Here is a 12,830-nt window from a genome sequence, read left to right as displayed (position 1 = left end):
AGGTTGCGGAGGCAATGGCCATGGTGCGAGCGCTGAACAAAATGACGAAAGCAGGTATGCCAGAAAGCGTGCGTATTGCCTGAAAACACAACCTGCTTCGGGGAGACTTACCCGAAATCTGATTTATTCAACAAAGCCTCGCCGACGAAATTGCGCATCAGCAGCGCGTAATCCAGGCTAATTTCTTCCGGTACCGGGATCCACACCGTGTGACCATCGCCCGGGGCGACGTCGGTTGGCTGGCCTTTGCTGTTTTCCATGTGCTCCAGCACGAAGTTGACGTTGCCCTGTGGGGTCATCAACTCCAGGCTGTCGCCTTTAAGGAATTTGTTTTTTACCGCGACGGCTGCCAGATTGCCTTTGCGCTCGCCGGTGAAATCACCGACAAACTGCTGGCGCTCGGAAACAGAATAACCGTGTTCGTAATTCTGATAGCTTTCGTGGGTGTGACGACGCAGGAAGCCTTCGGTGTAACCGCGATGCGCCAGCCCTTCGAGGGTTTCCAGCAGGGTGGTATCAAACGGTTTCCCGGCCGCCGCGTCATCAATCGCTTTGCGGTAAACCTGTGCGGTGCGCGCGCAGTAATAATAAGATTTGGTACGGCCTTCAATTTTCAGCGAGTGCACGCCCATCTGCGTCAGGCGCTCAACGTGTGCGATGGCGCGAAGGTCTTTGGAGTTCATGATGTAGGTACCGTGCTCGTCTTCGAACGCGGTCATGTACTCGCCCGGACGTTTGGCTTCTTCAATCATAAACACGCTGTCGGTCGGTGCGCCTTCTCCCAGCGTTGGCTCGATATTCTGCACGGGAATCGGCTCGTGTTTGTGGACGATGTTCCCCACATCATCCTCTTTGCCTTCCTGAACGTTGTATTCCCAGCGGCAAGCGTTGGTGCAGGTGCCCTGATTCGGGTCACGCTTGTTGATGTAACCGGAAAGCAGGCAGCGGCCGGAATAGGCCATGCACAGAGCGCCGTGAACGAAAATCTCGATCTCCATTTCCGGCACCTGAGCGCGAATTTCTTCGATTTCTTCGAGCGACAGTTCGCGGGAGAGGATCACGCGGGTCAGACCCATCTGCTGCCAGAACTTCACCGTCGCCCAGTTCACGGCGTTAGCCTGGACCGAGAGATGGATATCCATCTGCGGGAAATGCTCGCGGACCAGCATAATCAGGCCCGGATCAGACATGATCAGCGCATCTGGCCCCATATCCACAACAGGTTGCAAATCGCGAATGAACGTTTTCAGCTTCGCATTGTGCGGCGCGATGTTGACCACCACGTAGAATTTTTTGCCTAAGGCATGCGCTTCGTTGATACCGAGCTGCAAATTCTCATGGTTGAATTCATTATTGCGCACTCGCAGGGAATAACGTGGCTGGCCAGCGTAGACCGCATCGGCACCATAGGCGAAAGCGTAACGCATATTTTTCAGCGTTCCCGCCGGGGAGAGGAGTTCCGGTTTAAACATGATTTTCTCGTTCTGATGACAGGTCAGATTCGCCACACGGCGTGAGGCGATGGGGGTGTTCCCCTACTTTAAGGGCGGGAATTGTAGCGCTGCGGACAGGGGGAGTAAACCTTTTGCTTTCCTGCGGGGAGTTGTAGGCCGGGTAAGCGCCAGCGCCACCCGGCAATTCCAGACCACCCGGCAAAACCTAGGCCAGGCGGCAGGAGTCTGCTTCCCAGCGATAGCCCACGCCATACACGGCGCGAATAAAAGACTGCTCGGCATCCTGCGCTTCCAGTTTGCGGCGCAGGTTTTTGATGTGGCTGTCGATAGTGCGATCCGTCACGACGCGATAATCATCATAGAGGTGATTCAGCAGCTGCTCGCGTGAAAACACCTTACCGGGTTCCTGCGAAAGGGTTTTCAGCAGGCGGAATTCCGCAGGCGTTAAATCCAGCACCTTGTTGCGCCAGGACGCCTGGAAGCGGCTTTCATCGACAATCAGCGGGCTTTCAGCATCCAGCACCTGCAACTCGCGATGCGGGCGGCAACGGCGCAGAATGGTTTTTACTCGCGCCACCACTTCACGCGGGCTGTAAGGCTTACAGATGTAATCATCCGCCCCGATTTCAAGCCCCAGAAGACGGTCAATCTCTTCGATTTTGGCGGTCACCATCACAATCGGCACTTCTGAGAAACGGCGAATTTCGCGGCATAAGGTCAGGCCGTCGGTGCCCGGCAACATCAGGTCCAGCAAGATCAGATCCGGCGGCGACTGATGCACAAAGTTCAGCACCTTATCGCCGTGATTAATCAGCGTCGGCGCATAGTTGGCGGCCAGCAGATAATCAATCAACAGCTGCCCAAGCTTGGGCTCATCCTCAACAATCAGGATGCGCGGGGTTTTATCATCAATCGGTAGCTCGGTCATACATTTCCCGGTAAATCGCGGTCCAGAGGTAACTCTACTTTAATGCTTACCCCACCAAAAGGCGAATGCTCGGCGCGCAGGGAGCCGCCGTGCGCCGCCACAATATTCACGCAGATGGCGAGCCCTAATCCTGAGCCGCCGCTGGCCCGATTTCGCGAGCCTTCCGTGCGATAGAAGCGTTCGCACAGCATCTCCAGTTGCTCATTGCTTACGCCCGGGGCGCTATCCGAGAACGAGAGCGTGATGTGATGCTGCGCTGTTTCGGCTGAAATCTGTAGCTGGCCACCGCTGTCGGTGTAGCGCAGGCTGTTTTCGAGCAGGTTGTTGAACAACTGCATCAGACGGTCGCGATCGCCAAAGACGCTGGCACTTTCCGGTAGCCTGAGGTTCAGGCTAAGCCCACGGCTGGCGAAACGCTCGCGGAAGGCTCCTGCTGCCATTTCGATGAGCGAGATAAGATCGACCGGGGCTTTCTGGTAGGCCAGCGCGCCTTCATCGGACATCGAGAGCTGATGAAGGTCATCCACTAATTTTGTCAGCGTGCCGACCTCGGCCTGAAGCGAAGCGACGGATTCCGGCGTGAACTTCCTTACCCCATCCTGGATGGCTTCCAGTTCACCGCGCAGCACCGCCAGCGGCGTTCGCAGTTCGTGGGAGATATCAGCCATAAAATCACGGCGCATCTGCTGGTTGCGCTCAAGCGTGCTGGCGAGCTGGTTAAAATCCTGCGCCAGTCGGCCCAGTTCGTCGGAGCCTGTCGAATCCACGCGAGTCGAAAAATCCCCCGCAGCAAGACGATGCGTGCCTTCCACCAGGCGTTTGACCGGAGCCAGTAATCCGCGAGCCAGCGGGAAAGTCGCCAGCGCGGCAAGCAGGGTGGAAAGGGCGACAATCAGCCAGCTGGTGCGGCGTTGCTGGCGATCAAAGTTGATATCGGTGTTGCGCGTCAGGCGTTCAACCGGCGAGGCAATCACTGCGCCGACTTCCACCCCGTTGACCATAATGCCGCGACGAGTCCCATCGGGTGGAATGGGGGAGCGTGGGCCAACCATCACTTTGGCATTCTGATCGACGACCCAAAACTGCGTACGCCAGCCGTGCGGGGGCATTCCAGGCCCCGGGCCGGGTGGGCCACCGTGTTTGTCATCCGGGCCATCATGTTCAAAGGATCGCAGAATTTGAAACACAAAGCGGTCGTTGCCGCGCAGGAAGCGCCAGTTGCCGTGCGTTTCGTATTGCTCGCCCAGCGCATCGCTCAGCATTTGCAGGCGCTGCTCGTTGCCTCGCTTGATGTAGTCGATAAAGCCATGCTCAAAACTGAGGCGCACCGCCCAGTGCATGCTGATCAGCAGCACAATACAGGTGGCGAGAATGGCGAGGAAAAGCTTCGCGGTAATACCCGGGCGCCAGAATTTCACGGCTCGCTCCTTTTGCGTCTTGCGATAATCACGTTTTTACTGATGTCGTCAGGCACGCGGGCAAAAATCAGCGCCGGAAGCGCAATGATCACCGCCATGCTGAGGTAGGTGTACAAAAAGACCTGATGCGACACGGCGCTGTCGACGCTGATGTGATGCTGGCCGTACATACCCAGCAGCAAACCCGCCACGGTGACGCCGATACTCATTGAAAGCTGCATCACCATCGACAGCATGCTGTTGCCGCTGCTGGCGAGGTCGTCCGGCAGCTCTTTCAGCGTCAGCGTGTTCATCGACGAGAAGCGGCTGGAGTTGAGAGTCCCTTGCAGGAACAGCACCACTGGCAGCAGCCAGTACCAGCCCATCAGCGCCGTCGCCATAAAGACCAGGCTGATGAGCGCCAGGCCGAGCGTGGCGACGATCAGCACCCGGCGATAGCCAAAGCGGTTCACCACCTGCACCACAATGCGCTTCATGCCCATGCTGCCCATCACCATCGGGATCATCATCAATCCGGCGTGGAAGGGCGAAAAACCGAGGCCAATCTGCAGGAACACCGGGGTCATGAACGGCAACATGCCGCTGCCGATGCGCCCGGCGAAACTGCCTGCCAGCCCCAGCGAGAAGATACGGTTTTTGAAGAGATTCAGGCTGAACAGCGCATTGTCATTGCCGCGTGCGTGCCAGAGATAAAAAAGCAGGGAAAACACGCCGACTGCGACCAGAAGGGCGAGCATCCACGGTGTAATGCCCAGCCCGCGCTGACCGTCGAGTGCCAGCGTCAACGTTGCCATGCCGAGCGCCAGCAGGATAAACCCTGAGATATCAAAGCGTCGGGTCTGCATCGTGTAATTAGGCATCAGCCACAACGTGGCAATCGCGCCAATAATGCCGACCGGAATGTTGATCAAAAAAATCCAGTGCCACGACGCGTATTCCACCAGAATACCGCCCAGCGCCGGGCCAACCAGCGGGCCGACCTGACCGGGGATGGTAACGAAGGTCATTGCCGCCATATATTGATCGCGCGGCACGATTTTCATCACCGTCAACCTGCCGACCGGCACCATCATTGCTCCGCCGATCCCCTGTAAGACGCGTGACATCACCAGCTCATTGAGCGTATTCGACTGCGCGCAGAACACGGAGCCTGCCGTAAACAGCACGATGGCGGTGAAGAAGATATTGCGCACGCCGATGCGGTCGGCGAGCCAGCCGCTGGCGGGCAGCATCACCGCTACCGTCAGCACGTAGGCGACCACCACCATGTGCATGTGGAGCGGGCTCTCCCCGAGGCTTTTCGCCATAGAGGGGAGGGCGGTATTGACGATGGTGGTGTCCAGCGCCTGCATAAAGAAGCCGAACGCCACAATCCACAGTTGCCAGCGTACGCTGGCGGGCAGCTCTTCCATAGTTACTCAATCACCGTTTGACGAGATTTACGCGTAAAACGCAACCGCAGGCGGTCGAAGAACAGGTACACCACCGGTGTGGTGTACAGCGTCAGTAGCTGGCTCATCACCAGACCCCCGACAATGGTAATACCGAGCGGTTGGCGTAATTCAGACCCATCGCCCCCGGAGAGCACCAGCGGCAGAGCGCCAAACAGGGCGGCGAGGGTGGTCATCATGATTGGGCGAAAACGCAGCAGGCAGGCCTGGAAAATCGCTTCTTCCGGCGGCAGATTGCCGTTGCGCTGCGCCTCAAGGGCGAAATCGACCATCATGATGGCGTTCTTCTTCACAATGCCTATCAGCAACATGATGCCAATTAAGGCAATCAGGCTGAACGGCGCCCCGAACAGCTCCAGCGCCAGCAAGGCGCCCACGCCTGCGGAAGGCAGCGTCGAGAGGATCGTCAGCGGGTGAACATAGCTCTCATAGAGGATACCGAGCACGATGTAGACCGTCGCAATTGCCGCAATGATGAGGATCACCTGCGAGTTCATGGTTTGCTGGAACACCTGCGCGGTGCCCGCAAAACTGCCGCGGATGGTTTGCGGGACGCCAAGCTGCGTCATGGTGCGGTCAATCACATCCCTCGCTTCCGACAGCGATTTTCCGGTCGGCAGGTTGAAGGAGATGGTTGAGGCCGCAGAAAGCCCCTGATGGTTCACCGACAGCGGCGCATTGGCCGGCTGCCATTTCGCAAAGTAAGAGAGCGGAATGGCTTTGCCTTCGCTGTTGATAACAAACATCTGGTTCAGCGCGCTGATGTCCTGGGTATAAACCGGATCGACTTCCATCACCACTTTGTACTGATTCAGCGGCTGATAGATGGTCGAAATCTGCCGTTGACCGAAGGCATTGTGCAGCAGGCTGTTCGCCGCTTCGACGTTAATCCCCAGCCGCGACATGGTTTCGCGGTCATAGACCAAATCCATCTCCGCACCGTTATCCTGCTGGTCTGAGTTGACGTCGGCGAGTTCGGGCAGCTTCGACAGCGCGGTGGTGATTTTGGGCGTCCATTCGCGTAAATCCGCCAGATTGTCCGAAAGCAGGGTGTACTGATACCCGGCATTGGCCTGACGGCCGCCGACGCGAATATCCTGCACCGCCATTAAGAACAGGTTTGCGCCGGGCTCTTTAGCGAGCTTTTTACGCAGACGGTCAATCACCTGCTGCGCCGTTTCGTTACGCTCACTGCGCGGCTTGAGGGTGATAAACATCATCCCGCTGTTGACTCGTGAGCCGCCGGTAAAGCCTGTGACGTTATCCACCGCTTTGTCTTCACGAATGATCTTCATAAAGTCCTGCAACTTGCCGCGCATCGCCTGGAACGAGATGCTCTGATCGGCCTGAATGTTGCCCATCAGCACGCCGGTATCCTGTTCGGGGAAGAACGTTTTCGGAATGGAAATGTACAGCCAGACGTTCAACGCGATGGTGGCGAGTAACACCACGCCGACCAGCCGCGCGTGTTCGAGCACCCATTTCAGTGATTTGCCATAGCCTTGCTGCATGCCGACCAGCAGTTTGCCAAAGCCCCGGTTACGCGTCGGTTGATGCGGGCGGGAAGATTTCAGCATCCAGCCGCACATCATTGGCGTGAGCGTGAGCGACACCGCCAGTGAAATGCCAATCGCGACGGAAAGCGTGACGGCAAACTCGCGCAACAAGCGGCCGGGCAGACCGCCCATCAGCAATAACGGCAGGAACACGGCGACCAGAGAAACGCTCATCGACAGCACGGTAAAGCCTACCTCGCGGCTGCCCTGAAGCGCGGCCTGCAACGGTTTCATCCCGGCTTCCAGATGGCGTGAAATGTTCTCCAGCACCACAATCGCGTCATCGACCACAAAGCCAGTGGCGATGGTCAGCGCCATCAACGACAGGTTATTGAGACTGAAGCCGCAGAGATACATGGCGGCAAACGTGCCGATAAGCGACACCGGCACGGCAACGGCCGGAATAATCGTGGCGCGACCAGAACGCAAAAACAGGAAGACCACCAGAATAACCAGTGCGACGGAGATGATCAGCGTTTGTTCCACCTCATCGAGCGAGGCGCGAATGGTGGGGGAGCGATCCTGGGCAATTTGCAGGTCAATTGAGGCCGGGATGGTCTCTTTCAGATCCGGTAATTTGGCGCGGATGGCATCGACGGTCTGGATGATGTTGGCTTCCGGCAGCTTGCGGATCATCAGCAAAATCGCCGGTTTGGCGTTGGTCATCCCCGCATTGCGCACGTCCTGCACCGAGTCGATGACGTTGGCGACATCGCTCAGACGAACGGAAGAACCGTTGTTGTAATGAATAATCAGCGGCTTGTACTCCGCTGCCGTTTTCAGCTCGTCATTGGTGGCGAGCTGCCAGCGCTGAGAGCTGTTTTCAATGGCACCCTGAGGATTACGCACGTTGGCGCTGGTGATAGCCGAGCGCACATCGTCAAGCGATACGCCCTGGTTAAACAGCGCCTGGGGGTTTAAATCAACACGCACGGCGGGCAGAGAGCTGCCGCCCACATCGACATCGCCCACGCCATCAATCTGGGAAATGGTTTGCGCCAGCTGCGTGGAGGCAAAATCATACAGCTCGCCCTGCGAATAGGTATCCGAGGTGAGCGTCAGGATCATGATTGGCGCATCGGACGGGTTCGCTTTGCGATAGGTCGGGCGGCTTGGCATTCCCGTCGGCAACAGGCTTTGCGCCGCGTTAATAGCCGCCTGTACGTCACGAGCCGCGCCGTTGATATCGCGATCAAAATCGAACTGCAAAATGATGCGCGTGCTGCCAAGCGAGCTCATTGAGGTCATTTCGTTGACCCCGGCGATGCGCCCCAGCGAACGTTCCAGCGGCGTTGCCACCGAAGAGGCCATGGTTTCCGGTGAGGCGCCTGGCAGAGAGGCGCTGATCATGATCACCGGATAATCCACCTGCGGCAACGGAGCCACCGGCAACAGCCGGAAGCCCAGGACGCCGCACAGCGTGATGGCAAGCGAGATCAAAATCGTCGCCACCGGGCGGTGAATAAATAGCGCAAAAAACTTCACCTATGCCTCCTCTTCACGCGAAGGCAGTCTGCTTTTCAGGTACAGCGACAGACGGTCGAACAGCAGGTAAATCACTGGCGTAGTAAACAGCGTCAACACCTGGCTGACCAGCAAACCACCCACCATACCAATACCTAACGGACGGCGTAATTCTGCGCCAACCCCGGTACTCAGCATCAGCGGCAGAGCGCCCAATAGCGCCGCCAGCGTGGTCATCAAAATCGGGCGGAAACGCAGCAGACAAGCCTGATAGATGGCTTCGCGCGGTGGCATTCCCTGTTCGCGCTCTGCGGCAAGCGCAAAGTCGATCATCATGATGGCGTTCTTCTTCACGATGCCGATAAGCAGAATGATGCCGATGATGGCGATAACGTCCAGTTCACTGCCGGAGACCCACAGCGCCAGCAGCGCGCCGACGCCTGCTGTTGGCAGCGTTGAGAGAATAGTAATGGGGTGGATAAAGCTTTCATACAGAATGCCGAGCACGATATACATCGCCACCACAGCGGCCACGACCAGCCAGATGGTGCTGCCGAGAGCTGCCTGAAATGCCAGTGAACTGCCCTGGAACTCGGTACGAATATCGACCGGCAGGTTCAGCGTTTTTTCGGCATCCATAATCGCCTGCACCGCATCGCCGAGTGAGGAGTCCTGGGCCACGTTAAAGGAAATGGTGGTCACCGGGAACTGATCGAGGTGGTTGATGGACAGCGGGGCAAAGCGTTCTTCCACTTTGGCGATGGCATTGAGCGGCACAATCCCGCCGCTGCTGCTGGTGATGCGGATGTTATCCAGCGCCGACAGCCCCGGCGTTTCGCTGGTGTCATGTTCCAGCACCACCCGATACTGGTTCGACTGGGTATAAATGGTGGAAATCAGGCGCTGGCCGAAAGCGTTGTACAGCGCGTTATCGACATCCGCCATGCTGATACCCAGACGGCTGGCGCTGTCCCGGTCAACATTCACATACGCAGCCAGGCCTTTGTCCTGCCAGTCGCTGCTGACGTCTTCCAGCTGTGGCAGGGTTTGCAGTTTCACCATCAGCTGCGGCACCCACTCGCTCAGGGCATCCAGCGAGTTGGCCTGCAAACTGAACTGATACTGCGTGCGGCTGACGGTGGTATCGATGGTCAGGTCCTGCGTCGGTTGCAGGTAAAGCTCGATGCCGGGCACCCTGTCGACAGCGTGTTGCAGACGACGAATCACTTTCTGCACGCGGTCATCACGCTCAGAAAGCGGTTTGAGATTGATTTGCAGTCGGGCGCTATTGAGTGCCGGGTTGGTGCCGTCCACGCCGACAAACGACGTCAGGCTTTCGACCGCCGGATCTTTCAGGATGATTTCAGAAACCTGCTCCTGACGTTGCGCCATGCTGGCAAACGAGGCCGATTGTGGCGCCTGAAGCGTGCCCTGAATAATGCCGTTGTCCTGAATCGGGAAGAAGCCTTTCGGAATAAAGACCCACAGCAAAATCGACAGCGCCAGCGTGCTCAGAGCCACACCCAGCGTCAGCCAGGGGTGGTTCAGCACCTTGGCGAGCATTCGGCCATACGCCGCAATGACCCGCTCAAAAAAGCGTTCGCAGGCCTGGGAGAAACGGTTCTGTTTGCGCAGCGATTCGTGGCTCAGCATGCGGGCGCACATCATCGGGGTGAGCGTTAGCGACACCACCGCAGAAATCAGGATCGCCACCGCCAGGGTTATCGCAAACTCACGGAACAAACGGCCGACGATATCGCCCATAAACAGCAGCGGGATCAGCACCGCAATCAGCGAGAAGGTGAGCGAGATAATGGTGAAGCCGATTTCGCCCGCACCTTTCAGCGCCGCTGCCATCGGTTTCTCGCCTTTTTCGATATAGCGCGAGATGTTCTCGATAACCACGATCGCATCATCGACCACGAAGCCTGTGGCGATGGTCAACGCCATCAACGTCAGGTTGTTGATCGAGAAATCGAGGAACACCATCACCGCAAAGGTGCCGACGAGTGACAGCGGCACGGCAACGCCGGGAATAATGGTCGCCGGAATATTACGCAGGAAAACGTAGATGATCATGACCACCAGCGCGATGGCCAGCATCAGTTCAAACTGTGTGTCGCTGACGGAAGCGCGGATGTTGTTGGTGCGGTCAGACAGCACTTTAACCTGCACGGATTTAGGCAGGCTGCTGGTGAGCTGCGGCAACATCTGACGGATGCTGTCAGCGGTGGCGATGATGTTGGCCCCTGGCTGACGCTGAATGTTCATTACGATCGCCTGCTGTTTGTTCGCCCACGCGCCAAGCCAGCTGTTTTCCGCACCTTGTTCGATAGTGGCCACAGCACCAAGCCGCACGGGCGCACCGTTCTGATAAGCAATAATCAGGTTGCGATACTCTTCGGCGGACTGCATCTGGTCGTTAGCAGACAGCGTGACCGCGCGGGTAGGGCCGTCGAGACTGCCTTTTGCCGAGTTAACGTTGGCGTTGGTGATAGCCGTGCGCACGGTTTCACTGGTCAGACCCAGCGCGGCGATGGCCTGAGCATTGAGTTTCACACGAACGGCAGGGCGTTGGCCGCCAGCCAGCGTCACGAGGCCGACACCGGAGACTTGTGAAATTTTCTGCGCGACGCGTGTTTCCACCATGTCTTCAACCTGCGTCATCGGCAGGGCGCTGGAGGTGACGGCCAGGGTCATGATCGGCGGGTCCGCCGGGTTCACTTTGCTGTAGACCGGCGGGTTCGGTAAATCACCCGGCAGCAGGTTGGTGGCGGCGTTAATGGCGGCCTGCACTTCCTGCTCGGCGACATCCAGCGACAGCTCAAGCTGGAACTGCAACGTCACAACGGACGCGCCGCCTGCGCTTTGGGAAGACATCTGTTTCAGGCCAGACATCTGCCCAAACTGGCGTTCAAGCGGGGCCGTGATTGATGAAGTCACGACGTCAGGGCTGGCGCCAGGATAAAGCGTAACCACCTGAATGGTCGGGTAATCCACTTCGGGAAGGGCTGAGACAGGCAGAAAACGGTAGCCGATGATCCCCGCCAGCAATATGGCGATCATCATCAGCGTGGTGGCAACCGGACGCAGAATAAACAGGCGGGACGGGCCGCCTGTGTTGCCAGGAGGTAAGACTTGCATCAGGAGCGAGCTCCTTTTTTACCGCTCTGTTCTGCGGCAGGTTTCTCAGCAGCTGCGCTATGCGCTTCGACCACTTCGACCTTCGCGCCTTCGGTCAGACGGTCAATCCCGTCGGTCACTACTTTGTCACCTGCGGAAAGGCCCGCGTTAATCACGACTTTCTGGCTGTCCTGAATGCCCGGCACCACGATGTGTTTGCTGACTTTGTTTTCATCGTTCAGCACCCAGACAAAGTTGCCTTCATTGCCCATTTGTAAGGCGGCGGTGGGAATAACCACGGCATTTTGTTCGGTATCGACTAACATCCTCGCGTTAACGAATTGATTCGGGAACAGCGCGTCGTCCTGATTATTGAATCGGGCTTTCAGCTTAATGGTGCCTGTGGTGGCATCAATCTGGTTATCGAGGCTTAACAGCGAGCCGCTGCTGAGCTTCTGCTTATTGGTGCGATCCCAGGCTTCGACCGTCAGGCTTTTCCCTGCTTTTTGGGCCTGAACCACGGTGGCGATATCATTTTCTGGCAGCGTGAACACCAGATCGATTGGGTGGGTTTGGGTCAGCACCACAATGCCGGTGGTGTCGCTGCTGGAAATCTGGTTGCCGATATCGACCTGTTTCAGGCCGACACGCCCGTCAATCGGCGCGGTGATCCGCGTCCAGTCTAACTGCAACTGCGCGCTGGCGACGGCGGCTTCATCCGCTTTGATGGTGCCCAGACTTTCTGTGACCAGAGATTGTTGGGTGTCCATTTCCTGGCGTGACACCAGGTTAGTTTTGACCAGTTGCTGATAACGAGACAAATCCCGACGGGCATTGGCGAGCGTGGCGTTGTCTTTCGCTAACTGGCCCTGTGCCTGAGCCAGGGCAACTTTAAACTGGCTGGGGTCGATTTGCGCGAGGAGATCGCCTGCTTTAACCTGCTGACCCTCCTGGAAATGCAGTCCTAAAAGCTGGCCGTCCACCCGGCTACGTACAGTGACGGTATTGGCTGCGGTGATCGTCCCGAGTCCGGTCAGAAAGCGCGGAACGGCCTCGCTGGTGGCTGTGGCTGCCTGAACGGGCGCAAGCGCACCGCTAAAGCGCCCACCATGACGGCCTTCGCCTGCTTTGGGAGCCTGAGCCGTGGCGGCGGATGCACCATTATCAGACGCACTGCGACTGTGCCAGTAAAACACCGCAGCACCCGCCACAACCACTACACCCAGCGCTATTAACCAGCGCGATTTATTGCTGCCTTTCATCGTTATACGTATCTCGTCCTGAAACCTTTCACCGAATGATACTAGTTTAGTAACGGAACACCCCGGAATAATGGAGGAAATATGAAAGACTGTCTGGAAACGTCTGAATGAAAGGTGATTTACGAGGCTCCTCGTAAAAGCGGATGAAAAGTAAGCGGCTTTGAAAGCGGCGAG

The 12,830-nt window shown here is 57.5% G+C and carries 8 protein-coding genes; 1 reads left to right on the top strand and 7 read right to left on the bottom strand.

Annotation, left to right across the window (positions count from 1 at the left end; all coding sequences use genetic code 11):
- A partial coding sequence (locus ACRCWW_RS17390) for a hypothetical protein (protein WP_259293634.1) occupies positions 1-83 on the top strand: 83 nt, incomplete at its 5' end.
- 24 nt (positions 84-107) lie between these two features.
- Here ACRCWW_RS17390 and trhP read toward each other — a convergent pair.
- The 7 genes from trhP to ACRCWW_RS17355 all read right to left on the bottom strand — a co-directional run bounded on the left by trhP (position 108) and on the right by ACRCWW_RS17355 (position 12,656).
- Positions 108-1,472: a prephenate-dependent tRNA uridine(34) hydroxylase TrhP gene (trhP, locus tag ACRCWW_RS17385; protein ID WP_438683518.1), complete on the bottom strand. Its 1,365-nt coding sequence runs from the start codon at positions 1,470-1,472 to the stop codon at positions 108-110.
- 187 nt (positions 1,473-1,659) lie between these two features.
- A complete protein-coding gene (baeR, locus tag ACRCWW_RS17380; RefSeq protein WP_330982407.1) occupies positions 1,660-2,382 on the bottom strand; it encodes a two-component system response regulator BaeR in 723 nt (240 codons plus the stop codon).
- Positions 2,379-3,800: a two-component system sensor histidine kinase BaeS gene (baeS, locus tag ACRCWW_RS17375; protein ID WP_438683517.1), complete on the bottom strand. Its 1,422-nt coding sequence runs from the start codon at positions 3,798-3,800 to the stop codon at positions 2,379-2,381. Before baeS ends, baeR begins: the two co-directional genes overlap by 4 nt.
- Positions 3,797-5,212 (bottom strand): MFS transporter, encoded by a 1,416-nt coding sequence (locus ACRCWW_RS17370; RefSeq protein WP_438683516.1) that lies wholly within the window; start codon positions 5,210-5,212, stop codon positions 3,797-3,799. The genes baeS and ACRCWW_RS17370 overlap by 4 nt, the downstream gene beginning before the upstream one ends.
- A gap of 2 nt (positions 5,213-5,214) precedes the next feature.
- The gene (gene mdtC, locus ACRCWW_RS17365; protein ID WP_438683515.1) at positions 5,215-8,292 is read right to left on the bottom strand and encodes a multidrug efflux RND transporter permease subunit MdtC; all 3,078 of its coding nucleotides are present in this window, start codon (positions 8,290-8,292) and stop codon (positions 5,215-5,217) included.
- Entirely contained in the window at positions 8,293-11,415 is a 3,123-nt protein-coding gene (locus ACRCWW_RS17360) for an MdtB/MuxB family multidrug efflux RND transporter permease subunit (RefSeq protein WP_438683514.1), read from the bottom strand.
- A complete protein-coding gene (locus ACRCWW_RS17355; RefSeq protein WP_438683513.1) occupies positions 11,415-12,656 on the bottom strand; it encodes an MdtA/MuxA family multidrug efflux RND transporter periplasmic adaptor subunit in 1,242 nt (413 codons plus the stop codon). Before ACRCWW_RS17355 ends, ACRCWW_RS17360 begins: the two co-directional genes overlap by 1 nt.
- Positions 12,657-12,830 lie beyond the last annotated feature (174 nt).

The sequence above is a fragment of the Scandinavium sp. genome (assembly GCF_051650185.1).
Lineage (GTDB): Bacteria > Pseudomonadota > Gammaproteobacteria > Enterobacterales > Enterobacteriaceae > Scandinavium.
This window is presented reverse-complemented; position numbering and strand designations above follow the sequence as displayed.